General features: G+C 69.6%; 28 protein-coding genes. 11 read left to right on the top strand and 17 right to left on the bottom strand.

Annotated features, from left to right (window positions below; all coding sequences use genetic code 11):
• Positions 1–19: 19 nt before the first annotated feature.
• The 13 genes from ACIQU3_RS09970 to ACIQU3_RS09910 all read right to left on the bottom strand — a co-directional run bounded on the left by ACIQU3_RS09970 (position 20) and on the right by ACIQU3_RS09910 (position 10,032).
• On the bottom strand, positions 20–1,267 hold the full coding sequence (locus ACIQU3_RS09970; RefSeq protein WP_403924314.1) for a tyrosine-type recombinase/integrase: 1,248 nt from the start codon (positions 1,265–1,267) through the stop codon (positions 20–22).
• On the bottom strand, positions 1,268–1,465 hold the full coding sequence (locus tag ACIQU3_RS09965) for a helix-turn-helix domain-containing protein (protein ID WP_403924311.1): 198 nt from the start codon (positions 1,463–1,465) through the stop codon (positions 1,268–1,270). It abuts the gene before it with no gap.
• 441 nt (positions 1,466–1,906) lie between these two features.
• Positions 1,907–3,382 (bottom strand): ATP-binding protein, encoded by a 1,476-nt coding sequence (locus ACIQU3_RS09960; RefSeq protein WP_403924704.1) that lies wholly within the window; start codon positions 3,380–3,382, stop codon positions 1,907–1,909.
• A 2-nt stretch (positions 3,383–3,384) separates the two neighbouring features.
• Positions 3,385–4,263 (bottom strand): bifunctional DNA primase/polymerase, encoded by an 879-nt coding sequence (locus tag ACIQU3_RS09955; RefSeq protein ID WP_403924308.1) that lies wholly within the window; start codon positions 4,261–4,263, stop codon positions 3,385–3,387.
• Positions 4,264–4,353: 90 nt separating this feature from the next.
• Positions 4,354–4,818 carry a hypothetical protein gene (locus ACIQU3_RS09950; protein ID WP_403924305.1) on the bottom strand — a complete coding sequence of 155 codons (465 nt, stop codon included), beginning with the start codon at positions 4,816–4,818 and terminating at the stop codon, positions 4,354–4,356.
• 204 nt (positions 4,819–5,022) lie between these two features.
• Complete coding sequence (locus ACIQU3_RS09945) at positions 5,023–7,149, bottom strand: FtsK/SpoIIIE domain-containing protein (RefSeq protein WP_403924302.1); 2,127 nt, start codon at positions 7,147–7,149, stop codon at positions 5,023–5,025.
• Positions 7,150–7,248: 99 nt separating this feature from the next.
• Positions 7,249–7,566, bottom strand: coding sequence for a hypothetical protein (locus ACIQU3_RS09940; RefSeq protein WP_283973888.1), 318 nt, complete (start codon positions 7,564–7,566; stop codon positions 7,249–7,251).
• A 2-nt stretch (positions 7,567–7,568) separates the two neighbouring features.
• Entirely contained in the window at positions 7,569–7,916 is a 348-nt protein-coding gene (locus ACIQU3_RS09935) for an RRQRL motif-containing zinc-binding protein (RefSeq protein WP_403924701.1), read from the bottom strand.
• On the bottom strand, positions 7,916–8,773 hold the full coding sequence (locus ACIQU3_RS09930; protein ID WP_403924298.1) for a protein spdB: 858 nt from the start codon (positions 8,771–8,773) through the stop codon (positions 7,916–7,918). The genes ACIQU3_RS09935 and ACIQU3_RS09930 overlap by 1 nt, the downstream gene beginning before the upstream one ends.
• A complete protein-coding gene (locus ACIQU3_RS09925; protein WP_403924295.1) occupies positions 8,770–9,048 on the bottom strand; it encodes a DUF6303 family protein in 279 nt (92 codons plus the stop codon). The genes ACIQU3_RS09930 and ACIQU3_RS09925 overlap by 4 nt, the downstream gene beginning before the upstream one ends.
• Entirely contained in the window at positions 9,045–9,491 is a 447-nt protein-coding gene (locus ACIQU3_RS09920; protein WP_403924292.1) for a Pycsar system effector family protein, read from the bottom strand. The genes ACIQU3_RS09925 and ACIQU3_RS09920 overlap by 4 nt, the downstream gene beginning before the upstream one ends.
• Positions 9,488–9,757 (bottom strand): DUF6284 family protein, encoded by a 270-nt coding sequence (locus ACIQU3_RS09915; protein WP_403924289.1) that lies wholly within the window; start codon positions 9,755–9,757, stop codon positions 9,488–9,490. The genes ACIQU3_RS09920 and ACIQU3_RS09915 overlap by 4 nt, the downstream gene beginning before the upstream one ends.
• 95 nt (positions 9,758–9,852) lie before the next feature.
• Positions 9,853–10,032, bottom strand: coding sequence for a hypothetical protein (locus ACIQU3_RS09910; protein ID WP_403924286.1), 180 nt, complete (start codon positions 10,030–10,032; stop codon positions 9,853–9,855).
• Between the two features lie 420 nt (positions 10,033–10,452).
• Between ACIQU3_RS09910 and ACIQU3_RS09905 the strand changes: the two genes are divergently transcribed.
• Positions 10,453–11,211 carry a GntR family transcriptional regulator gene (locus tag ACIQU3_RS09905; RefSeq protein WP_403924283.1) on the top strand — a complete coding sequence of 253 codons (759 nt, stop codon included), beginning with the start codon at positions 10,453–10,455 and terminating at the stop codon, positions 11,209–11,211.
• A 40-nt stretch (positions 11,212–11,251) separates the two neighbouring features.
• Positions 11,252–11,845 (top strand): GNAT family N-acetyltransferase, encoded by a 594-nt coding sequence (locus ACIQU3_RS09900; protein ID WP_403924280.1) that lies wholly within the window; start codon positions 11,252–11,254, stop codon positions 11,843–11,845.
• 320 nt (positions 11,846–12,165) lie between these two features.
• Here ACIQU3_RS09900 and ACIQU3_RS09895 read toward each other — a convergent pair whose 3' ends face one another.
• Positions 12,166–12,378, bottom strand: coding sequence for a hypothetical protein (locus tag ACIQU3_RS09895; RefSeq protein ID WP_403924276.1), 213 nt, complete (start codon positions 12,376–12,378; stop codon positions 12,166–12,168).
• A gap of 409 nt (positions 12,379–12,787) precedes the next feature.
• Positions 12,788–13,258, bottom strand: coding sequence for a hypothetical protein (locus tag ACIQU3_RS09890; RefSeq protein ID WP_403924273.1), 471 nt, complete (start codon positions 13,256–13,258; stop codon positions 12,788–12,790).
• A gap of 65 nt (positions 13,259–13,323) precedes the next feature.
• On the opposite strand from ACIQU3_RS09890, the gene ACIQU3_RS09885 reads away from it, so the two are divergent.
• Positions 13,324–13,785, top strand: coding sequence for a nucleoside deaminase (locus tag ACIQU3_RS09885; protein ID WP_403924271.1), 462 nt, complete (start codon positions 13,324–13,326; stop codon positions 13,783–13,785).
• A 643-nt stretch (positions 13,786–14,428) separates the two neighbouring features.
• Entirely contained in the window at positions 14,429–15,673 is a 1,245-nt protein-coding gene (locus tag ACIQU3_RS09880) for a hypothetical protein (RefSeq protein ID WP_403924268.1), read from the top strand.
• A gap of 30 nt (positions 15,674–15,703) precedes the next feature.
• Here ACIQU3_RS09880 and ACIQU3_RS09875 read toward each other — a convergent pair whose 3' ends face one another.
• The gene (locus tag ACIQU3_RS09875; RefSeq protein ID WP_403742722.1) at positions 15,704–16,402 is read right to left on the bottom strand and encodes a ricin-type beta-trefoil lectin domain protein; all 699 of its coding nucleotides are present in this window, start codon (positions 16,400–16,402) and stop codon (positions 15,704–15,706) included.
• Between the two features lie 359 nt (positions 16,403–16,761).
• On the opposite strand from ACIQU3_RS09875, the gene ACIQU3_RS09870 reads away from it, so the two are divergent.
• On the top strand, positions 16,762–17,028 hold the full coding sequence (locus tag ACIQU3_RS09870) for a hypothetical protein (RefSeq protein WP_403742725.1): 267 nt from the start codon (positions 16,762–16,764) through the stop codon (positions 17,026–17,028).
• A gap of 48 nt (positions 17,029–17,076) precedes the next feature.
• Here the strand turns inward: ACIQU3_RS09870 and ACIQU3_RS09865 are convergent, their stop codons facing one another.
• Entirely contained in the window at positions 17,077–17,553 is a 477-nt protein-coding gene (locus ACIQU3_RS09865) for a MarR family winged helix-turn-helix transcriptional regulator (RefSeq protein ID WP_403742727.1), read from the bottom strand.
• Positions 17,554–17,650: 97 nt separating this feature from the next.
• On the opposite strand from ACIQU3_RS09865, the gene ACIQU3_RS09860 reads away from it, so the two are divergent.
• From ACIQU3_RS09860 to ACIQU3_RS09835, 6 genes are all read left to right on the top strand, one after another.
• Positions 17,651–18,055, top strand: coding sequence for an HGxxPAAW family protein (locus tag ACIQU3_RS09860; RefSeq protein ID WP_403742730.1), 405 nt, complete (start codon positions 17,651–17,653; stop codon positions 18,053–18,055).
• 245 nt (positions 18,056–18,300) lie between these two features.
• The gene (locus tag ACIQU3_RS09855; protein WP_403742733.1) at positions 18,301–19,179 is read left to right on the top strand and encodes a DUF2797 domain-containing protein; all 879 of its coding nucleotides are present in this window, start codon (positions 18,301–18,303) and stop codon (positions 19,177–19,179) included.
• Positions 19,180–19,283: 104 nt separating this feature from the next.
• On the top strand, positions 19,284–20,024 hold the full coding sequence (locus tag ACIQU3_RS09850; protein ID WP_403924266.1) for a response regulator transcription factor: 741 nt from the start codon (positions 19,284–19,286) through the stop codon (positions 20,022–20,024).
• Positions 20,021–21,628 (top strand): sensor histidine kinase, encoded by a 1,608-nt coding sequence (locus ACIQU3_RS09845; protein WP_403742741.1) that lies wholly within the window; start codon positions 20,021–20,023, stop codon positions 21,626–21,628. Before ACIQU3_RS09850 ends, ACIQU3_RS09845 begins: the two co-directional genes overlap by 4 nt.
• A gap of 14 nt (positions 21,629–21,642) precedes the next feature.
• Positions 21,643–23,043 (top strand): glycosyltransferase, encoded by a 1,401-nt coding sequence (locus ACIQU3_RS09840; protein WP_403924263.1) that lies wholly within the window; start codon positions 21,643–21,645, stop codon positions 23,041–23,043.
• Positions 23,040–25,250, top strand: a complete 2,211-nt coding sequence (locus ACIQU3_RS09835; RefSeq protein ID WP_403924260.1) for an ArnT family glycosyltransferase — start codon at positions 23,040–23,042, stop codon at positions 25,248–25,250. Before ACIQU3_RS09840 ends, ACIQU3_RS09835 begins: the two co-directional genes overlap by 4 nt.
• Positions 25,251–25,312: the final 62 nt, after the last annotated feature.

Here is a 25,312-nt window from a genome sequence, read left to right as displayed (position 1 = left end):
CCTACTCCTGCTCGCCGTCTCATTCCTCCTGCGACTCGTCCAGGCCGAGGGCGTCGTCCATCCGATCGGCGGCGGCCTTGAGCGTCGTGCTCATCACGTGCGCGTAGGTGTCGAGCGTCATCGTGATCGTGCTGTGGCCCAGCGTCTCCATGATCGTGCGAGCGTCCACGCCCTGTGCGAGCAGCAGAGAGGCACATGTGTGGCGAAGGTCGTGCACCCGTACTCGCCGTACGCCGGCGCCCCGGCACAGGATGGTGAGCATCCTGTTCAGGCTGCGGGGGTCTGTGATTCGACCATGCGTCGTGGTGAAGATCAGACCGTCCGGCTGTCCCGGCGCGGGCTGCCACTTCTTCCCTGCGACCTTGCGTTCCTGCTCCTGCTGGGTTCGGTGCTGGGCAAGGGCCCGCATGCAGTGCTTCGGCAGAGAGACCGTGCGGATGGAACGCGTGGTCTTGGGGGTGCCGAAGATCAGCTCACGCCGGATGCGCTGGACGTTCCGGCGGACGCGAAGCTGACCGTTCGTAAGGTCGACATCCGCCCACGTGAGGGCGAGCGCTTCACCCCGTCGCAGGCCTGTCGAGACGAGCAGTAGCCACAGGGCGTAGAGACGGTGGGATCGGGCGGTCTTGAGCATGAGGCGAGCCTCTGCGGCGTCCAGCGGACGCACCTCCTTGCGGGTGACGGTGGGGGTCTCGACGATCCGCGCGACGTTCCGCGCGATCAGTTCCTCTCGGATTGCCTGCTGGAGAGACGACCGGAGGACGGCGTGGATGTACTGGACGGTCCGGGCGGACGGGCGACGCTGGCAGCAGCGGCCCACGGCGCAGCACGAGCGCTTCTCCTCCGGGCGCTCCTTATCTGCACCTCGCAGGCAGCACAGGCAGGAGTCCTTGAACTCCGCGAGGAACCGGCGCACGTCCGCCGGGGACAACCGGTTCAGCCGCTTCTTGCCGAGGGCGGGGCGAATGTACAGGCGGGCCAGACCCTCGTAGCTGTTCAGCGTGGACGGCTTGAGCCGTGCCGGCGCGATGGTGGCGAGCCAGTAGGTGAGGTAGTCGCCGAACGCCATGGTGGACTCTGCGGCCGGGATGCCCTGGCGGGTCTTTTCCTGCAACTCCGTGAGCTTGTCGGCTACTTCTTTGCGGGTCTTGCCGTAGACGAACTTGCGGGTGCGGGTTCCATCGGGGCGGTAGACGTAGGCGGCGGCGTGGTAGCGGCCGTCCGCTCGCTTGCTGATCGTTCCTTCACCGTTGGCGCGCTTGGCCATTCAGTCGCACTCCTCAAGTCGGTTCTGCATGTACTTGCTGACGGCCTCCACCGGGATGCGGCGGGCACGGCCGGACGTGTAGCTCGGGAGTTCCTTGGAACGGATGAGGTCGTAGACCTTGCTGCGGCTGAGGCGTAGGGCGGTCATGACTTCGGGGACCTTGAGCGCTTGAGGGGGCGGGGGCGCGGCGATGCTCACGCGAGATCTCCTCGGGGCGGGGTGGTCTGTGCTGTCCGAAGCTGGGATTTCTGCGTCATCGCGTCACCTGCGTCAACCAAGCGTCTGACCTGCGGGTTCCGGTGACGCAGCGGGGTCGGCCCTGCGTCACCGATGACACGGGCGCTCGTCACGGGGTGACGGTGATGACGCGGGATGACGCAGGATTCTCCGTCTGCGTCACCGCTGTCGCCGCAGGTCAGCGGCCGTCTGTCGGGTCCGTGGTGACGCAGTGACGCAGATCTTCCCTACTTAGGAAAGAGAAAGGGGTGGTGTCTGTGGTCTTACGTCACCGCTCAGGGCTTGAAGAACGGGCCGCTTCGCGGCGCGACCCGTGCAGGGCGGCTGTCGCCGCCGAACAGCAAGAGGAGCACCCCCGGCGCGGCGTGCTCCTCTTGCTTGTCCGCCTGTCTGCGCGGGCGGTCAGAACGCGGTCTGCTGCTCGGGCGGCGGGGGCGGGGCCTGGCGGCCGAGTTCGATGTAGCGTGCGGCGCTGGTGCGCCCCCAGTCGACCAGGACGCCACGGGCGGCCAGGGTGGGCTGGATGCGCCTCAGCCGGTCGGACAGCACCTTGCCAGTGGTGGGCCAGCCCTTGGGCAGGGGGCGGCATTCTTCGCCGCTGTAGAGGGCGGTCAGGGCGTGCAGCCACTCCGCCGACGTCATCCGTACCTCTTCGCCCGGGGTGAGTTCGGCGGCGTACTTGAGGACCGTCTGCGCCAGCAGGTCGCCTTCGATCACGTCGTCGTTGAGGTCGTCCAGGCTGGCCCGGTACGCCTCCAGCGTCCCGAAGCCGGTGGCTGCGTCGAGCTGCGCGCACAGGTGGGCGAAGTCGGCCATCCGCAGATCGGTCGGGGTCTCGGCCTGCACCGCGCGGACCTTGACGGTCAGGTCGAGCAGGGAGCCGAGGACGACGGGCAGGATCTCGGCGTACTCCGCCCACAGCTCCGCTTCGGTGCGCCGCACGCGGGGGCGTTCCAGGCGAAGGGTGAGGAGCCGTTCGGCCAGGTCGGGGCGGATCACGCCGACATCGATGCCGGTCAGCAGCATCGGGCGGCGGTAGCGGGAGCGCACGACGTCGCCGTCGGTGAACAGCGCGCGCTTGATGCTCTCGGCTCCGGTGATGACGCAGCACATGAGGTCGGACAGGTCCGGGGGCAGGTGAGAGAGGTTGTCCAGAGCGGTGATCCACCCGGCCGCAACCGCCGTGATCATGTTCTCTTCGTCCTTGGGCGCCCTGCGCAGGTCGCCGGTCATGCCCTCGATGATCCGCACGAGCATCCGCCCACCGGTCGACTTGCCGGCGCCCTGCGGGCCGGTCAGGAACGGGGCCGGGACGGGCACGGACGGCTCCAGGCAGCCGATGAGCCACGCGAGGGCCAGGGCCTCGGTCTTGGCGTCGGCGAAGTTGCACAGCCGCATCAGCAGGTCGATGCCCTTGCCGTCGGTGTCCGTGGAGGGCAGGGGCAGTTCCCCGGTGAGCTGGGTGCGCCGCCAGCACACCTCCTCGGGATCGGGGACGCGGATGTCCCAGCCGGAGGGGTGGATGCGGACGGACCGGCCGTCGTCGCGGCCGAGGTCGAGCCAGGTGGCCCCATCGAATCCAGGGGCCACGCGGATGTGAGTGGGCTGTACCTGCTCGGTGAGGGCGAGTGCCTCGATCAAATCCAACGCCTCCTTGAGGGCGGTTCCGTTGAAGACGCCGACCCCGTCACGGAAGAGGCCGACCATGAGTTCCTGCCGGTGGCTCCCGGTCGTGCCCTGCGAGCGGATCGGGCGAGCCACGGGGTGGCCGGTGCGCTGCGCGTACACGGTCCCGTCCACGGTGCGGAAGTACCGGAAGTGGGACTGCGCGTAGTCGGTAATGACCTTGCGGGCGGGGTCCTTCTCGTCGTCGGACACGGTCACAGTCCCAACGTGGTCAGGGCGTTTGCCCACGCGTCGGTGCAGTGCCGCAGGGACTCACCCTTGGCCTGCGCAGCGGTGAACAGCCGGCCGATGTGGGTGTCGGTGAGGCAGCCGCACCGGCCGTGCGTGGACAGCACCGCGAGGAACGCCCCATAGACCGTGGCGTGGATCGCGCTGCGCGCGGCGGTGATGCGCTGTTCCGCCATGGTGATGCCGCGTTCCAAGAAGACGGGCGTGCGGTGCGGACACTCCCCGCCGCCGGACAGTGCAGGCAGGGAGAGGGCACGGGGCACTGACCGGACGGTGAGCGGTTCCTTCACGGCCAGCGCGCGAACGGCCTCGGGCAGAGCGGCCAGGGTGCCGGTGCCGGGCCCGAGATACCGGGCGTAGGACATAGTCGACTTGATGTCGACACCAAGCCGAACCGCGTTGTGCGACGCCATGGTGCCCCGGTAGATCCAGTGCTCACCGCGCGTCGTCGATACGGTCCGTGTGGCGGGCAAGGTGGCGCGTGCCCAGTCAACGGCCGCCGTGTCGTCGAGGTCGACCACGGTCAGTCCGGCGGCCCCGGGGTGATAGGCGACGCAGACGGCCTGCCGCCACGCAGCCACCCAGGCCGGGGACGCGAGGACGTCAGGGTCGGTCGTGGCGGCGGCCCACGCGTGGCAGACACGAGGGCACCGGCAGGGGCCCGCGCTCTTCATATTCGGCCGGCCGCCGCACGCGTTGTTCGCGCACTGGTGGCAGTTGCCGAAGGGCGCCTTCCCTGCACGCAGGGGCAGAGGCGGGATGCCGTTCGCGGCCAGCGAGAGAGCAGTGTCCAGCAGGCGAGGCTTGTGGCCGGGTGCTCGCCGGATGGGGGTCTGTTGGGTCATGGTGGTAGACCTCCAACAGGTCTGTTGTGGACGGTTGGGCCGGGGCGGCCGCCGCGTCTCGCCAAAGAACTGCGGTCGCCCCGGGCGGAGCTAGCTGTGAAAGTGGTTGCGCTTGATCACGGCCTTGCGGATATTCACGGTGGTCCCGCTCTGGTGGCCGCTCGCGCTGAAGATCTGCACGGCGATCCATCCGCCGAAGATCACGGCGGCCAGGATGATGAGCTGGGTGATGAACGCGGTGAGCGCGGCGATGAACGAGGTGAGCAGGATCAGCCCGCCGCACACGGCGAGGAACCCGATGCCCCCGAGGGCGACGTTTACCGCGGTCCGGGACACGACCGGCTTGACGGCCACCGGCTCGGGTTCGGTGGGGTTGATGGCGTAGCCGGTGACGACGCGGCCGTCCGGCAGGACGATGCTCGCCACCGCCGGAACGCTGCCCGGCTGCACAGCGACAACGGGCGCCGGGGCGGCGACGGCGGGCGGTAGCGGGGTGGGTTGGTGGACTTCCACGGCCCGCTGTGCGGGCACGTGCGGGGTGTGGTCGGGGTACATGCGGAATCCCTTCCGGTGCTCGGCCGGGGAGGTGGAGGCACCCCTTTCGGGGTGCCGTGTGGAGGGGTGTTTCGGGGGTCTGAGCAGGGCGCCTCCCCGCCTCTCTGAAACGATGTTTGTGCTGATCAGCCCGGGGAGGTGGGCTCGGGGAGGGAGCTGGGGAGTTCTCCCCGCCTCCCCGGGCTGGACCCGGCTCGCTCCCCGCTACTCGGCGGCGGAAGCGGAACCGTCGTCGTTGCGGTTGGCGAGCGCGCGGGCCACGTCGTCGCGGCGCACGACCATGACCCCGTGCGACTTCTTCGGCTCCTCGCCGTGCTCCTCCAGCAGCCGCTTAAGGCGGCCGTTGTTCCACTCGCGGTAGACGGCCGTGTCCAGCGCGTGCAGCCGCTTGAGGACCTCATCGGTGCGCAGTCGGGCCGCGTCGCCGATGACGGCCGCGACGTCGGCGAGCGGGTCCCGCTCCTCGGTGCGGTCGATGGCGCGCAGGGTGGCCACTCCGTCGCGCAGGGCCTTGGCCCGGGCGGCGATCTCGGCGGCCGGCTCGTCGTCGATGAAGTGGGTTCGCACGGTGATGGAGGCCTGGCCGGCGGGGATGGCGATGCCGTCGGAGGCGACCACGAGGGTGCCCTTGTCCAGGCCCTGGCGCAGCAGGTGCGGGGCGGCGCCGGCGTTGACGGCCTTGGCCCCGAGGGCCATTTCAGCTTGGGATTCGGTGCCGACCACGAGGGAGGCGCGGGTGTGGGCGCCCTCGCGGACCAGCTTGGGAAGGTTCTGGTCGGTGGGGTCCTGCGTGCCTTGCCACATCAGCACGTCGACCGCACGGCCCTGGTTGTGGATCTCGCGCACGGCCATGAAGTACCGGGAGGTGGCTTTGGCACCGCCGTAGGGGCGGCCGTCCTCGCCCTTGGCCGGGCACATGAACGCCTTCTGCGCCTCGTCCACCAGCACGATCAGCGGCGGGAACACGAGGGTGGGGTCCTTGCGAACGGCCTCGATGCGCCGGTTCATCTCCTCCACCGCGTCCTCAACCATCTCGGTCGCCTGGATGCAGTGGCTGTCCGAGGGGCCTTCGATCAGGACCTTGGCGATTCCGTCGAACGGTGCCCAGTCGCCGACGCCCTTCAGGTCGGCGATCCAGAACTGCACCGTCCGGTCCAGGGCCAGCCACAGGGCCAGGGCCCGCAGGGCGGCAGTCTTGCCCTGGTTGGACAAGCCCGTGACCAGCAGGTGGCGCTGATACACGCTCAGCTCAGCGGCGTCCCCGCGCAGGTCTTGGCCCCACGGGGCCCGGCCGGTCTTGTAGTTCGCGGACAGCGTCTCGTCGGTGACCAGCGGAGAGGGGCCGATCGGCTCGTCCAGCGCGCCGGAGTCGGCGATCCACAGTCGCACGGTACGGGCGGCCTCCGGGATGGTGATGAACACCTCGTGTTCGTGCCGGGTCAGGTTCTCGGCGAGCTTGCGGCGCTTGCCCTGAACCTCGTTCGTGGCCACCCCGGACGGCAGGGTCACGTCTACCTCGACGCCGCATCCGGCGATCCGGATCGGACCGAGCATGGACGCGCCGGCGTCGCCCATCTCCTTGATGGCACGGGCCAAGGCAGGGACGCCGAGGTCGCGCAGGGCCTTGACCACGATGGACGGGGTGATCGGCTCACCCTCGCCGTTGCGGACGTTCGCCGGGAGTGCCCAGTTCGGGGCGGCCTGCTGCTTGCGGCCCACGGACCACAGGGCGAGCAGGGCCAGGAACGGGCCGATGGTGAGCGCCGGGCCCCAGACGATCTGCACGATCCGGATGAGCAGGGCGATGAAGTCGATGGTCGCCGAGAGAGGAGTGATGACGTCCCCGGCGTGGCCCGTGTTGATGGCCATCACGACGCCGAGGGCGACCAGCACCCCGATGCTCATGCCGGCGCCGACGGCCACGCCCTTGGCGGCCTCCACCGGGGAGTGCAGCAGGTCCATGCGGCGGTGGTGGCGGGCGGCGCGGAAGCGCTGCAACCGCTCCTCCCACTCTTCGGCCGCTTCCAGGTTCCCCGCGGCTTCCGCCGCCCGGATCATCCGCTCGTACCGGGAGCCGGTGCGGCCGTCCCATGCACGACGGGCCACGATCCGCCCGCCGTTGAACGTGTAGGACGCGTGCCGGGCCACGGCCCGCCCCGTCGACCGCGTGCGCTCGTGTGTGGCGGCCGTCTTCATTGCGCGGCCGGAGCGGACCCACAGCGGCACGGGCCGCGCGGGCGGCGTGTCCGGCACCACGGTCAGGACCGTGGGGGCGGTGTTGGGGGTCGGGGGGTCGGTGTGCTTGTGGAGGTGGACGACGTTCTCAGACATGCTGGGAGTTCTCCTGACTGCCCCTTCGGGGGCGGGAGTGAGGGAGAGCCGGGGTGGCCGGGTCCGTGGAAAGAGCGGCCACCCCGGTGTGGTGGCTGGTCAGAACCAGCCGGAGGACTTCTTCTTGGCCTTGTCGCGGGCGGCCTCAGTGATGAGGCGCTGCCGCTCGCTGTGCAGTGCGTTCAGTTCCGCGTTCAGCCGGATCTCGGCAGAGCTGCCGGTGGCGTCCATCCGCTGCTCTTCACGGCCCGCGCTGCGGCCCCGGGCCACCTTGTAGGCGCCACCGGCCAGGGCGCGGGCCATGGCCCGGCGTTCACTGCCGTTCAGCGGCCACCACTCGCCCCGGCGGACCGCTTCCAGCTTCTTCGTCGTCGCCTGGATCTCGCGGTCCAGGCGACGGATGTCGGCGTTGCGCATGGTCAGGTACTCCTCGGAGAGTCGGCAGGGTCGGGGTAGGCGCAGGGCACACAGGTGCCGAGTGAGGCGGGGACGACGTAGCCCGCATCGCGGCTGCACTGCGGGCAGATGCGGCGGGCCGCGTTGGCCTTGGCCAGGGCCGCACACCGGCCCGGGGTCATCGGCCGGACCGGCTTGGCGAGGTCGATGCGGTAGAGGTAGGCGACCAGCGGCCCCCGGCGACGGCGTGGCCGTTCGAGCTGCGCGGCCACGTCCTGACCGCCGGGCCGCAGGCCCTGTGCGCGGAGTTGGCGGCGGGTGGCGTAGCCGTCCGGGGCCAGGCGCCACCGGAACACCGGCAGCGCGGCCATCAGGCGACGCGCTTCCACGCGGCCCGTAGGCGGACCTCGGAGGCGGAGTGGCCGGCCGCGCGGAAGCGGGCGGCCATCTCCCGGTACGACAGCGCCGGAACCTCACTCGTACGGATCTCGTCGACCAGCGCGTCCAGCGCCTCATCCGACAGCGCGGGGGCGGCCGTCTCCAGTGCCGGGACCGGCTCCGTCGGGCCCCAGACGGGCAGTTCCCAGCGGGGTGTGACGGCGGGCGTGACGGGGCCCGTCACGCTGGTCAGCGCCCTGCCGGTCTCCTCGCCCTTGCGTGCCGTCTCCAGCGTCGACCACGCCCCCGCGAGGGTCTGCGCGGTCTTCGCCTGGACGCGTGCGACGCGTGCCCCGGCGGCCGTCACGGCCGTCAACCGGGTCTCCTCGGTGGCCGCTTCCGCCCGCAGCCGGGCACGGGCCACGGCCGCCTCGTCGCGCGCTTCCTGCTGGATTCCCCGGATCGCGTCCAGCGCGAGGGGGGTGAGCGCGGTGCGCTCCCACAGGCTGTGCACGAGCCACAGGGCTTTGGCGGCGATGGGCAGCCACGCGACGGCCAGCCATGCTCCGGCGGACTGCTCGGCGGTCAGCGCGTGTGCCACGAGGACACCGGCGGCGAGGATGCCGAAGGACCAGCCGACGACGGTCACGGCGCGGTTGTGATCGCCCTGCGCTGCGAGGCGGCGTTCGTAGGCGAGGGTGGCCAGCCATCCGCCGTCGATACCGAGACCGACGACCAGGGCGACCGGCCACGGCACGGCTGTGCCCAGCCACATCACGACCACGGCCAGGGTGAGGACCATGGACACGGCCGTCATCGCGACGGCCGGAAGAACGGTCTTGGCGCTCATGCGCTGGCCCCTTCCTGCTCGCGCACGTCCACGGCCGCGATCAGAATCACCGGCGTGCTGTCGTCGTCGGGCTTCCGGCTGTCCTCGACCCAGGACCACTTGGCACCGGGCGCCACCTCGTAGCCGAGGGAAGCCAGCGCCTCCCGGCGCTGCGCCCCGGTGGGCACCGGGCCGGAGTCGAACCGGATGGAGGGCCACTCGCTCTCGCCGTACAGGACGACGTACAGGCGCCACTGTCCGCCGGCACCCGACATCTGCGCGGTCAGCGTCTTCACAGCGCACCCCCTGCCGTGAACAGGGCGGCGAGGATGAGCAGGGCCCCACCGGCGCAGGTCAGGTCGACCGCGCGGCGCAGGGCCGTGAATTTGGCGACCGCGAGCCGGGAGAGTCCGGCGATGTCTGCGGCCAGGTCGGTCGCGACGGCGTCGGTGATCTCCTCGGCGGTGAGCGTGGCCCACAGCGGGAACCCGTGCCGGCCGCTCAGGTTCGGGCGGGTCGAGCGCAGCAGCAGCCCGGCCGCCGCGACCAGCAGCACCATCCCGAGCCCGCCCGCAATGTAGGCGGGGAGTGTCAGGGGCAGGTCACGGGCGACCGTCCAGGCGCCCGCCAGCACCGCGCCGACGAACGCCAGCAGCAGACCGGTCTTGGTGTCGGTCCGCGTGATCTCCGCCTTCACCTCAGCGTGAGCGGCAGTCAGGCTCCGGGCGGTGGCGCTCATGCGGCACCCCCGGGAAGGCTCGCACCGGCCGCGCGGTTGACCAGCGCGACCCGCGCGGCCAGCGCGCGGCGGCGGGCCCGGCGGATGCGCCGGTTGTCCAGCTCGGTCGGGACGCGGTCCAGGGTGATGATCTGCGCGTCCAGCAACTCGACGTCCGCCAGGATGACGGGCATCTCCTGCTCGATCGCCTCCAGCTCAGCGGCCGTCGGCTCCATGAAGTCGGCGAACGCGGTAACAGCGTCCTGAACAGTAACGATGTGGTTCATTGGGTCGTGGTTCCTCTCACAGGTGAACGGCCCGACAGCGGCTCCCGGGGTGCCACCCGGGAGCCGCGCGCCGTTGATGAAGGGGTAATGCCAGGTCAGCGGCGAAAGGCCCAAGAGATGAGGCCACTGACGGCGTCGGTGCAGTCGGTGACGCGGCCCGACTCCAACTCGTCGGCCCGGGCCTCCAACCGCTTCGCGGCGGCGTCCTTGCCCCGGCTGCGCAGCACCTTCGCCGCATCACGGTTCTTCGAGGCCTGCGCCTTCAGGCGGTCCATGAACAGTCCTCTCGATGGATGACGATGAAGCCCATCGCGGCTCCCCTCAGCGCTGCTCGTACGCGACGAGCAGCGGAGGCAACCGGCCGCAGCAAAGCTGCGAAGGCTGGGTGGTTCTGGTGCATACGGGCATTGCCCGCAGGCGTCCGTCCTCTTGCTGGCAGGGGAGGGACGGCCTCCCAGGCACTCTGTTGAGTTCTCAATCCGCAAGCGCTCACTTCGTACTCACCCCGCCTGAGCTGGGCTTTCCTCCGGGCATCATGCATGTACGGCAGAACCGTACGTGACACCCCGTCCGGCTTGTCTGGAGGAGTGCCTTGGCAAGAGGTTGCATGAGTTGTGCTTGGAGAGTCAAGCCCCCTGGTCTAACTTGTACGGAGGAGTCGGAGCAGAGGGGTTGCCTTGGCAGTGCGACGCGGTATGACGAAGGCGCAGGAAATCGCCTATGACCTGCGGGAACAGATTCAGTCCGGCCGGTTGACGGCGGGTGAGGCCCTGCCGAGCGAATCCAAGATGATGAGCCAGTACGGCTACAGCCGCGAGACCATCCGTGCCGGCGTGCGCCTCTTGATTGAGGAAGGCCTGGTCGTCACCGGCCAAGGCCAGGGCAAGTACGTCCGCGAGGACTACCCGCCCGTCGTCTGGAACTGGACGACGCTGGAGAGCCGCAGTCGCCACGCGAACGCGGTTGAAGGGCGGACAGCCGGCGACCAGTGGGCAAGCGTGATCGCGGAGAACGGCAACGCTCCACGCCAGGACATCACGGTCTCCATCGTGGAGCCCCCGCCGCATGTCCGTGAACGCCTGCAACTCCCCGCAGACGGACTGGCCGTGGCTCGTAAGCGAGTCCGGTACATAGACAACCGGCCCTATGCCCTCGCCGACTCGTACTTCCCTCAGGAACTCGTGGTCGGTACACCCCTGATGGAGCCCCGAGACGTCTCCGCGCCCGGCGGCATCCTCGCCTCTGTGGGGCTCGTGCAGGTCAAGTACGTGGACGAAATCTCAGTCCGTATGCCGACTCACCAGGAAGCGGAACAGCTTGGCCTTCCCGCAGCAACTCCAGTCGCAGAACACACCCGAACGGGCTATGACGCGGACGATCGCCCTCTACGCTGCATGGTCACCATCCTCCCCGGAGACAGGCACAAGATCCTTTATGAAGTCAGTACGGACTGAGTACCTCCGCCCCGCAGCGGCGGAGGACGTACCCGCCCTGATGGCCCTACGTGCTGAGGCCGAAGGGTGGCTACGGACTAAGGGAACGGATCAGTGGAGCGATCCGGAGACCGGTGAGCGTGCCATCTCGAAATGGCGCGCGAGCATAGATGAGGGGCGCGCATGGGTCGTTGTTGGCGAGCGTGACGAAGTGCTCGCCACCGTCAGCCGTGGTCCGGTCGACCGGGACTTCTGGACCGATGTCGACCGCCCCGAAACAGCGCTCTACCTCTACAAGCTGATCGTTGCCCGTGCAGCGTCGGGACGACAGCTCGGTACGCGGCTCATCGACTGGATGTCCCGCCTTGCTGCCCTTGAAGGGCGAACCTGGGTGCGCATCGACACTTGGCGGACGAACACCGGGCTGCACGACTACTACGAACGGCTGGGGTTCCAGCACGTACGCACTGAGGCCCCGTCGCACAGGCGCTCCGGGTGGCTCGCTCAACGTCGGGCCGGTGAGGTGGCGTTGCCCGATGATCTCTTGCCGGTGGGCACCGACGGTGATGCGACGGCGGTTGTCGAAGTGCCACACCAGCGGATGGACGCAGCCTCTGCTGACGGTCTGACCAGTGGGGACGGAACGGCTCCCTGACATCAACAGCCACGCACATTGGCACACAGCAGTGAATCAACATCACCCCAGGACGGGTAAGTCACGGCAATGGCTGGTGGACGACCCGCGCGTCTGGGGCGAACACGTCTACGGATAAGACTGTGATCTGCGCTAGGCACATGCACGACGGTGACCGCCTGGTCCAACTTGCCGACTAGTAGGTCACCGTCCACCAGCTCAGATGCGGTTGGTTTCTGCGCTACAGCCCGCCCATCAGTTGATCGCTTGGGCATACCGATGACCTGCACCGAGGAGTGCGGGTCATCGTTGTTTTCGCTTTCGCTGGCTTTCACCATCGGTCACGGCATGCTTAGTACAGTGATCATGGCGATCGACAACGTCATGAAGGCAACGAAGACCCCGCCACCGTAGAGAATGGCGTCCACAATTGACTTGCCAGTAACGCAGACCAGGATGCCTGCCACGAGCGCGATAACCATCGATACTGACGCAGCAACGATCAGGTACAGCGCCCTGAGGCTGGTACTCGATGGCGTCGACTGGCTGTTCAACGATCGGTCCCCTTCCAGGTTAGGGAAGGGTGGTTGGACCGAAAAAGACAAAACTCAGCCCAACCACCCATGTATGGGTGTTTGGCCTGAGATCTGTGACGCTCAGTCTCGAAGCAGTGGTCTAGCGACGGTGGGGGCGTTGGCCGCCTAAGGGGCCCCGCGTCTTCCGGTCCGTACAGCGCCCGTCGCGTCGTCGGGCATCTGGTGAGGCGATGTTAGCAGACAGCACCGACACCCAAGGGAGCGTGCCGCATACGACGACTGGGGCCGGTTGCCGTGGTCGATACTCGGCCGAGCCTTCGTGCAGCCGCTGCTGCCCCGGTCTGAGCGGGGCAGCAGACGGCTGGACGTCCGGACGGTCCGATGCAACCAGTGTAGTGAGAGCGTGATCACTCTGCTGAGGGCGCCTTCAGTGAAGCGGGGTTCCCACGATGAGGAGTAACGCCGCTAAGTGGGCGATGACCCAGGCCACGCGGTAACTGATGGTGCGCCTGTTTCTAATCATTAACAGGCGGTTGAATGAGCCCTCCGTCTGTTCGAATTCGTCCGTGTCCGTCCACTGAACCCAGACGACTGGCAGACAGAGCATTGATGACACGCCGCTGGTCGCGAGTGCGGCGATGATCAACCCCTTGCCCACGGGGTTCCCGTCCGGCACGACGGAGAGCACGATCGACGTGGCGGCCATGATGAGCGCGTCGTAGCCCAGGAGGACTTGCGCCTTCGTGTCGAGGACGCTGAGACACGCGTACAGGTACTCGTGTATTTCCTCTCTGCGCGGCTCCAGTCGACGGATGGCGGCAAGGTGTAAGCGCAGGTTTTGCCCCCGGTAGGTGCCTTGCAAAAGCCAAGACATCAGGCGCCCGATCACTCTACGCACAGCGCTGTCCCCCTTCAGTCGCTGGCTCTATTGAGCAGCAACACCCCGAAGAGCACAATGGCGCCATGAAATTCGATCAGGAACGGGCCATGCTCCATGTCGCGCTGGAAGAGGCCCGTGCTGGGCTGCAAGAAGGCGGTATCCCGATCGGGGCTGCCCTGTACGGAGCGGACGGTGCCCTTCTCGGACGCGGACGCAACCGGCGCGTACAGGACGATGACCCCTCCATGCATGCGGAGACGGCCGCCTTCCGCGCGGCTGGGCGGCAGCCTTCTTACCTCGGTACGACCATGGTCACGACGCTTTCGCCGTGCTGGTACTGCTGTGGTCTCGTGCGCCAGTTTGGTATTTCTTGCGTCGTCGTGGGAGAGGCACAAACGTTCCAAGGTGGGCAGGCGTGGCTTGCGGAAGCCGGCGTGCGCATCGTCGTACTGGATGACGCCACATGCGTGGCGTTGATGCGCTCGTTCATCGCGGCCAAACCGGCATTGTGGTTGGAGGACATTGGAGAAACGACCTTGTCCTAGTCCCGAGTCGAGTCGCCCTCTCCGCCTACTTCCATAGGGTTGGCGAGGGACCGTGCTGGCGGAGCGACGCTGCCCCTGGGAACCCTCGCGCAGATAGGCGTGGTTGACCTCCTGACATCAACCTCTGACATCAACAGCCACATACACCAGCGCACGATGACGGACCGATGCATGCCTACCATCGTGCAGTAGCGGTGCTGAGTTGCTGATCGTGGGGACGCGCATCCGGGGCGAACGCGCCTACGGATCAGAAGGTTGCAGGTTCGAATCCTGCCGAGTGCACACAGATCAAAGACCCCCTGGGATCATCCCAGGGGGTCTTTGGCGTCAATCAGTGATATCGACGCCTACATGGGACGCGCTGGCGAAGTCATCAAAGCGTCCGACTACACGATGTCGTCTTTGAGGGTGCTCGCGTCGGATGGGAAGGGGAGAGACATTCACGTACGGGCCAGCGTTGCGTTGGCCCGGCGGGACGACCGGTCACCCCGCGCTCAGCGGCTCCTCGGCTGTCGGTCAACTTCTCGGCGACCAGCACCCGTTCGCATTACGATCACGTGGCCGCTGCTGGGCAGGACATCGCGAGGGGGACACGGGCGTGAGGACGACAGAGGGCCACGGAGGCCGCCGTAGGAGCGGGGGCATGGCTGCGCTGGCTGTGGCCACGGTGCTGCTTCCGCTCGTCGCGGGGTGTGGCGGGGGCGAGGACGGCACCGGCCCCGACGCCAAGGGCGCCAAGGCGACTGCCGGGCAGCAGGGTGCGGGCAAGAACGCAGGCCAGGGGGGCGGGGCCTTCCCGGACAAGGGTGTGATCGTCACCGCCTCGTGTTCCGTACCCGCGAGCAAGCCGGCCACCGTGACGGTCACGGGCTGGGATCCGGCCACGTGGGAACAGACCGTCTCCCGGACCTTCACCGTCCCGGCCGAGGCCGTGGTCGCGGAGGCCGACGATGTCGCCTCCCCGCTCGTGGAGCTGTGCGCCGACAACTTCCCCGGTGTCGGCGCGTCCGAGGACGGGCCGCGCGCCGTCGCCGCCACCCGGCTGCGGCAGCTCTTCGACAAGGACTTCTCCCGGATGGCCGTCGTCCTCATCGATCGGGAGACCGAGGCGACGGGGGTGGGCTACGTCGACACCCGGGGCAAGCTGACCAAGCTGTCCGGTGCGCCGAGCGACGACTTCGGGGACACGCCCAGGGAGGAGGACGCCGTCTTCGCCCAGAACGGCAGTGCTGTCTGGTTCACCGAGACCGACTCCTCGGATCGTGTGCGGATCGCCAGCCGTTCCGTTGCCGGAGAGCACGCGGTGACCGAACAGGCCGACGGCGATGGCGATTACATGGACGGCGCCGGACTGGCGCTCGCGGGTGACCCGGTGCGCGGGCTCTTCGGCAAGGAGGTCCGGGTCAGTCCCGACGGGCGCAAGGCGACGGCCTTCATCACCTGGCAGGGCTACAACGTGGTCGACGTGCCACAGGGCAGCGCGCTGCTCAAGGCCAAGCGTGTCAAGGCCACCGGCATTCCGTCCGAAGCCGACTGCTACCCCTACGGCTGGGTCGACGACACTGCCGTGCTGTGCGGCTCCCGGCTCGGCAAGGCCGAGGACCCGAAACGCAAGAACTCCTTCTGGACGCTGGACACTTCTCGCCTCGACGGTACGGCGGATCTCCCGAAGGGCGCCCTGGGCGATCCGATCATCCCGGCGACGGACCGGAAGAACACCGTGCGGACCGTTTCGCAGGACGGAAAGCAGATGATCTTCGCCTCGCTCCAGGGCACCCGGCTCGAATTCTTCGTCTCAGCCACCACTCCCGGCGCGACCCCGAAGAAGATCACTGCAAAGGGCGCGGACCGGGCACTGCGCGTGGGGGACGTCCTGGAGTGGCGGTAGGGCCGCCCTTGTGGCGCCCGTCGGCGAGTGTCACGCCGAGAGACCCCAGAACATCTCGTCGGCGGGCTTGGGGTCCTGCTCCGTATTCCATGTCTGGATCGTGGCGCCCGGCGTGGCGTAAGGGCCCCGGATGGTCAGGCACAGTGCATCGGACCACATACGACCGTCGCGCCACTTCCATTTCTGCGCCGCACTCCCGGTGCATGCCTGGGTGAGCATGGTTTGCCCGCCGCCGAGCCCCTCCGGTGAAAGGCAGCGTCCGTCACGCGTGATGATTTCGCCACGATCGGTCGTTTTCCAGAGCTGGGCCTTGGAGTCCAGACAGGGTGCCGTGACGACGGCATCTCCTTCGGCTGCCATGCACAGGCCCTTGTACGGCGAATTCATGGCGCGTATGTGCTGCCACGTGGCGCTCTTCTTGCGAGGCTGAGGCGAGTCGGCCGAAGAGGTGCCGTCCTCTGCGGCAGGTGAGGGCGAAAGTACGGTCTTCTGCGGGGCAGGTGAGGAAGGTGCGGCATCCACCTCGGCCGGGGAGGCTCCGGCGGTGCTCGGCCCTTCGAGAATGGCCGTGGAGTACGTGGCGAGCAGTCCGAGAATCGTCGCAGCGAGACCGAGGACGCCGAACTGCGTCGAAAGGCCGGCGTGCCGTGCGCGGAGAAGTAAATAGACGGCGCCCAGTATGAGCAGGGATACCAAGATGAGGATGACTATCGCGGTCGTCCTGTCCACTCTCCGCCGCTCCTCCTCGGTTCGACAATTCCTGGTCGTAGGAGAAGACGTTTCGCCGAGGTGATGAAGTTCCGCAGGAAGAGCGTAGTTTCGACTACGTACGTGGGCCGCGCGAGGCGCTGTGAACCGCGTACCTTCGTCCGTATTTCATAGGCCAGAACTTTCGGATGAGTGACCGAAGCGGCTACTTCTGTACCGGTCAAGGACGGCTGCCCCGCATTCATCAATTCCGCGTCGTACAGACCGAGAACAAAGTGCTTTCTCGGCGCGCGGCGACAGCAGTGGCGACGGCTGCCGTGGCGGGCCGCCTCGGGTGAGGGGACGCTGGAGTCGGGGGCGATGTGAGGGAGAGGTGCTCCATGGCTCAGACCAGCCCGGACCACAAGGCGCGCCAGCCGTTCCTCGCCCGGCCCGGCGTCCGCCGCTTCGTGCCGTTCGTTCTGATCACCGCGGTCGCTCTGATCTTCATCTTCGAGAACCGCTCGGACGTCGAGATCCGCCTCCTCGTGCCGATCGTGACGATGCCGCTGTGGGGAGCCCTCCTGATCGCCTGGGCGCTCGGCATGCTCGCCTGTGTCTTCACCGTGCGGCGGCGGACGAGCCGGCACTCCCGGCAGACCAGGTAGGTCTGTGCGCCCGGCAGACCGGGCGGGTACGTACACCCGGTCGGCCCGTCAGTCGGGGCGGCAGTGTTCTTCCAGATAGGTCGCGGCCAGCGTGCTCGCGCGGGTGAACCAGTCGTTCAGGACGGCGATCTCGTCCGGTGAGTAGTCCGCGAAGAGGTGAGTGAGGCGGGCGTAGTACGGCTCGTAGACCTCGCGGACCCGGGCGACCGCGTCGGGCAGGGCGGCGACGCGGATGCGGCGGCGGTCCTCGGGGTCGGGGCGGCGGGTGATGTAGCCGGCGCGCTCCAGGCGGTTCAGGATGCCGGTGACCGCGCCGGTCGTGACGTGGACACGGGCCGCGAGGTCACCGGCCGTGGGGAGGTTCTCACCCGCCTCGATGACGTAGGCGAAGCACGTGAGGTCGGTCACACTCAGCCCCACCTGTTGGGCGATCTCGTGCTGTCCGACCAGGTGAGTCGCGATGAGCTGATCCATGGCCGACAGCGCCTGCTCCGGCGTGGCGGCCGGACGAGGCTTCGCTTGCATTCCCAGATCCCTTAGTTCGTGAGATATTTGGGTGGTAAAAGTCTTAGCAGGTGAGGGGTTCGGCGGGTCTGAGTCCTCAGGTGCGAGGGAGTGACACGTGAGTGCACATCAGTATGACCACGGGCACACGGTCGCGGGATGGGTCGGATTCGCCATCGCCTCGGTCGGGGCCGGTGTGGCGGGGCTGGGGGTCTGCACCGTCTCCGGTGTGTTGATCGCCGGCGGGCTGGCGATCGGGGTTGTGAGTCTGCTCGTCACCTGGGCACTGCACCTCGCCGGGTGGGGCAAGGGGCCGGGGGTGCGGCCCCGGGCCGAGTGGAGCTGGCGCGTGCGGGACTCGGCGGCGCCGGGCGGACACGAGGAGTGCCTGGGGTGCCGGCTGGCCGGGCGGGGACGCCGAGCTGCGGGTGCGGGCGTTGACGCCGTGCAGCCGGTCGTGCCGGTGCGGCGCACGGGCGAGCCGGAGACCGTGGCCGCCGCGGGGACCGACCAGGGGCTGTAAGTCGCCGGTCTCCGAGCGGCAATAGGTCGTCGGTTGTCGGTGAGGCGCCGGTCTTCGGGCGGCAGTTCGTCGTGGGCCGTGGGTAAGGCCCCGGTCTCCGAACGCCAGTTCGTCGTCGGCCGTGCGCCATCCTCCGTCCGCCATTGCCGTCCGCCGTCGACCTTCCTCCGCCGGCCGCCGCCCCTCCCTCTCCCCTCAACCTCCCATCCGCCCGATGTCAGTGGTGCCCCCTACCCTCGGCAGAGATGGCACAGGCATGGAGATGTTCGGGGCTGCGATGGTCGGTGGACGGTCCCGTGCTGGCGTGGGACGGCGGGCGGCGCAGCGCGCTGACCTGGGGGAAGCGTGTGGCGTTCAAGGTCGCGGAGGGGGGCGTGCGCGGCTGCGTGGGAGCCCGGGGGCACGCGTGTCCGCTGGGTGCCGTCGTGCCGGGGCGCGGTACGGGTGCGCGGTGCGAGGAGTGTGCGCGGCTGGATCGTGCGCACTCGGTGGCGGCGGACACCCTCGCCGACGATCCACGGCCGTATCACGTGTATCTGGCGTGGTTCGGCCCCGGCATGGTCAAGGTCGGGATCACGGCGCGGGAGCGGGGGTCGGCCCGGCTGCTCGAGCAGGGGGCCGTCTGTTTCACCTGGCTCGGCGTCGGTCCGCTCATGGCCGCGCGGCGTACGGAGGAGCTGCTCAGGGCCGCCCTGCGGGTACCCGACCGGATTCCCTACGCCGAGAAGCGGGCCGTGCGGGCCGCGCTGCCCGAGGACGCCGCCGACCGGGCCCGTGAGGTCGCCGAGCTGTACGAGCGGGCGGTCGCGCTCCCCGCGTGGCCGGAGTCGCTCGTGCGGGAGCCGCTGCGGGTCGTCGACCATGTCGGGGTGTTCGGGCTGGCCGGTGTGCCCGTCGCCGTCGGGGACGTGAGCGAACTCGTCGCTGGGGGTGCGGTCGGCGGGGAGCTGGTCGCGGCCGCCGGACCCGATCTGCACCTGGCCACCGGCGGCGGGGTCGTGGTGCTCGACACGCGGCTGATGCCCGGATGGGGGCTCGTGCCCGCCACGGGAGACGAACTGACCGTTCCGGTGAAGCAGTACGGGCAGGCCCGGGCCCCGGGCGTGCAGGACGGCCTGTTCTGACCCCTGGGCTTCCCAGGTGTGCCCTGAGAAGCACCTGTGGGTTTCTCAGAGAAAACACAGGTTGCCGAAAGCGCGTTCTCAGAGGTGCCCGACACCGTGTTCACATGACCAGGACCTCGCCCCAGGGGCGCACCGAACTGCTCAGGCCGGACGGGAGCCCCGTCCGCGTGCTGGTGGTGGACGACGAGCTGTCGATCACGGAGCTGCTGTCCATGGCCCTGCGCTATGAGGGATGGCAGATCCGCAGCGCCGGTGACGGCACGGGCGCGATCCAGACCGCCCGCGACTTCCGGCCCGACGCCGTCGTCCTCGACATGATGCTGCCCGACATGGACGGGCTGGCGGTCCTCGGGCGGCTGCGTCGCGAACTGCCGGACGTGCCCGTGCTGTTCCTGACCGCCAAGGACGCCGTCGAGGACCGGATCGCCGGACTGACGGCGGGCGGTGACGACTACGTCACCAAGCCGTTCAGCCTGGAGGAGGTCGTCGCCCGGCTGCGCGGGCTGATACGCCGCTCCGGTGCCGCCGACCGGCGGTCGGACTCCCTGCTGGTCGTCGGCGACCTCACCCTCGACGAGGACAGCCACGAGGTGACCCGGGCCGGGGACGACATCCACCTGACCGCGACCGAGTTCGAGCTGCTGCGGTTCCTGATGCGCAATCCGCGGCGCGTGCTCAGCAAGGCGCAGATCCTCGACCGGGTGTGGTCGTACGACTTCGGCGGCCAGGCCAACGTCGTCGAGCTCTACATCTCCTACCTGCGGCGGAAGATCGACGCCGGGCGGGAGCCGATGATCCACACCCGGCGTGGCGCCGGGTATCTGATCAAGCCCGCGGCGTCGTGAGCGGACGACGGCGGCTGCACACGCGGCAGTGGGCGGGCGGGCGACGACCCGGCAGGCCGCGCACCCTGCGGACGCGGCTCGTCGTCGCGTCCGTGGTGCTGATCGCGGTGGTGTGCGCGGTGATCGGGACGGTGACGACGCTGGCGCTGCGCTCGCATCTGTACGAGCAGCTGGACGGCCAGGTCGACGCAGCCGCGTCCAGGGTCGCGCTCAGCCCACCCCGGGAGCCGGGCGGGGGCGAGGTCGACGGGGGCGCGAAGAACAAGACGGAGAGCCTCACCGACTTCGTCAAGAGAGGGCCGCAGCCGGGCGGTACGGTCGCCGCCAGGATCGAGGGCGGCCGCATCACGGAGTCCGCGTACGGCCTCTCCGAGAACAACTACCAGATGAGCGCGCGGCCGCTGAACTCCGCCCAGAGCGCCGCCCTCGCTTCCGTGCCCCAGGTTGAGGGACCGCCGACCACTGTCGACATCCCCGGCCTCGGCGAGTACCGGGTCGAGTACAAGAGCGGTGACAAGGGCAGCTACTACGTGGCCATCCCGACCACGGACGTCACCACCACCATCAACACTCTCATTCTGGTCGAGATCAGCGTCACCGGTGCCGGACTGGTCGCCGCCGCCATCGCCGGTTCCGTCCTCATCGGCGTGGCCACCCGACCCCTCCGCCGGGTCGCCGCCACCGCCACCCGGGTCTCCGAACTGCCCCTGCACACCGGTGAGGTGGCACTCAACGAACGCGTGCCCGACTCCGAGACCGACCCGCACACCGAGGTCGGGCAGGTCGGTGCCGCGCTCAACCGGATGCTCGACCACGTCCACAGCGCCCTGCACGCGCGGCAGCAGAGCGAGACGCGGGTCCGGCAGTTCGTGGCCGACGCCAGCCACGAGCTGCGCACCCCGCTCGCCTCCATCCGCGGATACGCCGAACTGACCAGACGCGGCGGGGAGGACGTCGGGCCCGACACCCGTCACGCCCTCGGCCGGATCGAGTCCGAGGCCGGCCGCATGACCCTCCTCGTCGAGGATCTGCTGCTGCTCGCCCGGCTCGACGCCGGACGGCCGCTGCAGTTCGAGCAGACCGACCTCGTGCCGCTCGTCGTGGACACCATCAGCGACGCCCGTGCGGCCGGCCAGGGCCACAACTGGCGGCTCGACCTGCCCGACGAGCCGGCGCCGGTGCCGGCCGACGCGGCCCGGCTCCAGCAGGTCCTGGTCAACCTGCTGGGCAACGCGCGCACGCACACACCGCCCGGTACCACCGTCACCGCCCGCGTCCAGCGGCGCGGCCACTGGCTGTGCGTGGACGTCGAGGACAACGGCCCGGGCATTCCAGCCGAGTTGCTCCCGCACGTCTTCGAGCGGTTCGCCCGCGGTGACTCGGCCCGCTCCCGTGCCAACGGCTCGACCGGCCTGGGCCTTGCCATCGTGCAGGCCGTGGCGAGCGCGCACGGCGGTGCCGTGACCGTCGACAGCGCGCCCGGGCGGACCGTGTTCACCGTGCACCTGCCCGCTCCCGCGCCCCGGCCGCAGCAGGAAATGAACAGCCGGCAGCACTCACAGGCACGCCACAGCCTCACCACACGGGCACAACAGGGCGTCTGACGAAAGTCGGTTCCATGCGAACCGACTCTTCTCCCGGCACCCTGCCGGCGCGGGAGCACCTCCCGGCCGCACCAGCCGGTACGCCTGTCCTGGACGTAGTGATCCCCGTCTACAACGAGGAGAAGGACCTCCAGCCGTGCGTCCGCAGACTGCACGAGCACCTCGACCGGACGTTCCCGTACGCCTTCCGCATCACGATCGCGGACAACGCCTCCACGGACACCACCCCGCAGGTGGCCGGGCGGTTGGCGGCGGAGCTTCCCGAGGTCACCACCGTCCGGCTCGACCAGAAGGGGCGCGGCCGGGCGCTGCGGGCCGTCTGGTCGGCCTCGGACGCCCCGGTCCTCGCCTACATGGACGTGGACCTGTCCACCGACCTCAACGCCCTGCTGCCGCTGGTGGCTCCGCTGATCTCCGGCCACTCGGACCTCGCGATCGGCTCCCGGCTGGCCCGCAGTTCGCGGGTGGTGCGCGGGCCCAAGCGGGAGTTGATCAGCCGGGCCTACAACCTCATCCTGCGCGGCTCGCTCCAGGCGCGGTTCTCGGACGCCCAGTGCGGGTTCAAGGCGATCCGCCGGGACGTGGCCCAGGTGCTGCTGCCGCTCGTCGAGGACACCGGCTGGTTCTTCGACACCGAGATGCTGGTGCTCGCCGAGCGGGCGGGCCTCAGGATCCACGAGGTGCCGGTCGACTGGGTCGACGACCCCGACTCGACCGTGCACATCGTCCGGACCGCGACCGACGACCTCAAGGGCGTGTGGCGGGTCGGCAGGGCCCTGGCCACCGGCTCGCTGCCGCTGGACCGGCTCGCCCGGCCCTTCGGCGACGACCCGCGCGACCGTGACCTCGAGGACGTGCCGAAGGGACTGGCCCGCCAGCTCGTCGGGTTCTGCGTGGTCGGCGCCCTGTCCACCCTCTTCTACCTGCTGCTCTACAGCGGCTTCCGGGTCTTCGCCGGCTCCCAGATCGCCAACGCCCTCGCCCTGCTGGTCTCGGCGGTCGCCAACACCGCGGCCAACCGGCGGCTCACCTTCGGGGTGCGCGGGCCCGGCGGGGCCGTACGGCACCAGGCGCAGGGCCTGGTCGTCTTCGGTATCGGACTCGCCCTGACCAGCGGTTCGCTCGCGGCGCTGAACGCGGCGGCCTCCGAACCCGCGCACTCCACCGAACTGGCCGTGCTCGTCGCGGCCAACCTCGCGGCGACCGTGCTGCGTTTCCTGCTCTTCCGGGCGTGGGTGTTCCCGGAGCGGCGCGAGGACGACGCGCGGAGTGCCGCCCCGTACGACGCGCGGAGTGCCGCCCCGTACGACAGCGCCCCTTTCCGCGCCCGTGACGCCGCGGACCCCTGGCGGGACACCACCGTGCAGTTGCTGCCGGTGCGCCCGCACGACACCGATGCGAGGGACTTGCGATGACCGTCCACTTCGACCGGCAGATCTCCGGCAGAGCCACGAGCCCCGGCCCTCGGACACGGCCCCCGGAAGCCGCACCGGCATCGCACGCCGGCGGCGCCCCCCGGCCACCCTTCCCGCAGCGGCTGTGGCGCGGCCACCCGGAGGACCCCCGCTGGGCCCGTCCGGCCTTCCTCGCCCTGCTGCTGGCGACGGCCGTGCTCTACTTCTGGAACCTGAGCGCCTCCGGCTACGCCAACTCCTTCTATTCCGCGGCCGTGCAGGCCGGAAGCCAGTCCTGGAAGGCGTTCTTCTTCGGCTCGCTCGACGCGGCGAGCGCCATCACGGTCGACAAGCCGCCGGCCGCCCTGTGGCCCATGGCCCTGTCCGTGCGGCTCTTCGGCCTCAGCTCCTGGGCGATCCTCGCGCCCGAGGTCCTCATGGGCGTCGGCACGGTGGCCGTCGTCCACGCGGCCGTGCGCCGCCGCTTCAGCCCCGCGGCCGGTCTGATCGCGGGCGCTGTGCTCGCGTTCACCCCCGTGGCGGCGCTGATGTACCGCTTCAACAACCCCGACGCGCTGCTGGCGCTGCTGATGGCCGCGGCCTGCTACTTCGTCATCCGTGCCCTGGAGGACGGCCGCACGAAGTGGCTGCTGTGGGCCGGTGCCGCGGTCGGCTTCGCCTTCCTCGCCAAGACCCTCCAGGCCTTTCTGATCCTGCCGCCGCTCGCCCTCGTGTACGGCGTCTGCGCTCCCGTGCCGGTGCGGAAGCGGATCGGTCAGCTCGCCGCCGCCCTGGCCGCGATCGTCGTCTCCGGTGGCTGGTGGGTCGCGATCGTCGAACTCTGGCCCGCGTCCTCCCGCCCGTACATCGGCGGCTCGCAGAACAACAGCTTCCTGGAGCTGACCTTCGGCTACAACGGCCTGGGCCGCCTCAACGGCGACGAGACCGGCAGCGTCGGAGGCGGCGGTGGCGGCAACGGGGGCGGCGCCTGGGGCGAGACCGGCTGGGACCGGCTGTTCAGCTCCTCCGTCGGCGGCCAGATCTCCTGGCTGATCCCGGCCGCGCTGATCCTGCTGGTCGCGGGGCTGGTGGCCACCCGCAAAGCCGGGCGCACCTCGGTGACCCGCGGTTCCTTCCTCGTCTGGGGCGGCGCACTGCTGACCACCATGCTGGTCTTCAGCTACATGCGGGGCATCTTCCACGAGTACTACACGGTGGCCCTCGCGCCCTACATCGCGCCGCTGGTCGGCATGGGCGCGGCCCTGCTCTGGGAGAAGCGCGAACGGGCGTGGGCCTCGCTGACCCTGGCCGCCGCGATGACCGCGACCGCGGCGTGGGGGTACGTCCTGCTCAACCGCTCCTCCGGCTACCTGCCCTGGCTGAAGTGGCTCGTCCTGGTCGGCGGCCTGACGGCGGCCCTCGGCCTGATCTTCGCCGGCCGGCTCGGACGCCGGCTGGCGCTGGGGGCGGCCGGACTGGGCCTTGTCGCCGCGCTGGCCGGTCCGGTGGCGTACACCCTCACGACCGTGAACGAGGGGCACACCGGCTCGATCGTCACGGCGGGCCCGGCGGTCGCGGGCGGCCGTGGCGGCCCGGGCGGTGGTGGTGGTCCGGGCGGTGGCGGTCCCGGCGGAGGCGGCTTCCCTGGCGGTGGCCAGAACCAGCAGGGCCAGAACCAGCAGGGCCAGCCGAACGGCAACGGCAACACCCAGGGGCAGCAGGGCAACGGCTTCCCCGGCGGCGGCCTCCCGGGCGGCCAGAACCAGCAGGGCCAGGGCCAGGGTCAGAACCAGCAGAACGGCGACGGGACGGGCCGCCCGGGCGGGATGGGCGGCGGCGGTGGCGGTGCCGGCGGTCTGCTCAACGGCGCCGGCGTCAGTGCGGAGGCCAGGAAGCTGCTGGAGACCGACGCCGACCGGTACACCTGGGCCGCCGCGGCCATCGGAGCCCAGAACGCGGCGAGTTACCAGCTGTCCACCGGCGACCCGGTGATGGCCATCGGCGGCTTCAACGGCACCGACCCGTCCCCGACCCTCGCCCAGTTCAAGCAGTACGTGGCGGACGGAAGGATCCACTACTTCATCGCCTCGGGCGGCATGGGCGGCCGCATGGGCGGCAACAGCGACAGCACCTCCTCCCGGATCACCTCCTGGGTCGAGGCCAACTTCAAGAAGGTCACGGTCGGTTCGTCCACCTTCTACGACCTCACACAGAAGGCGAGCAGCTGACACGTCCCCGACGGGACCGGAGGGCGGTGGCCGAAAGCCACCGCCCTTGCGCCGTCCGCGCC

This window comes from Streptomyces sp. NPDC101110 (genome assembly GCF_044759525.1).
In the GTDB taxonomy this organism is placed as follows: Bacteria; Actinomycetota; Actinomycetes; order Streptomycetales; family Streptomycetaceae; genus Streptomyces.
This window is presented reverse-complemented; position numbering and strand designations above follow the sequence as displayed.